This is a genomic window from Bremerella sp. JC817 (assembly GCF_040718835.1).
Taxonomy (GTDB): Bacteria; Planctomycetota; Planctomycetia; order Pirellulales; family Pirellulaceae; genus Bremerella.
In genome coordinates this window covers 1-398 of sequence record NZ_JBFEFG010000283.1, presented here as the reverse complement: position 1 = coordinate 398, position 398 = coordinate 1, and the positions used below count along the sequence as shown (strand labels likewise).

General features: G+C 66.1%; 1 pseudogene. It reads left to right on the top strand.

Annotated elements, in window-relative coordinates:
- Positions 1 to 351: pseudogene (locus AB1L30_RS27490) on the top strand (phosphoglycerate mutase); the annotation flags it as partial.
- Positions 352 to 398: the final 47 nt, after the last annotated feature.

Below are 398 nucleotides of genomic sequence, written 5' to 3'. Positions count from 1 at the left end.
GACTTCTTCTTCATCCACTACAAGTACACCGACAGTACCGGCGAGGACGGCAACTTCGCCGAGAAGGTCAAGGTGATCGAGGCGCTCGACCAGGAATTGCCGGCCCTGATGGCCCTGAACCCGGACGTGGTGGTCGTCTCGGGCGACCACTCGACGCCGAGCCGGATGAAGTCGCACAGCTTCCACCCGGTCCCGCTCCTGATCTGGGCCCCGGCGACCGTCCGGCCGGACGAGGTGACGAGCTTCGGCGAGCGGCCGTGCATCCGAGGGGGCCTCGGCCAGATCCTCGCCAAGCACATCATGCCGCTGGCGATGGCCCACGCGAACCGCTTGCAGAAGTTCGGCGCCTGAGGCTTTGTGCGCAAAAACGGACCTCCCGGGGCGAGCCTCGTAACGCT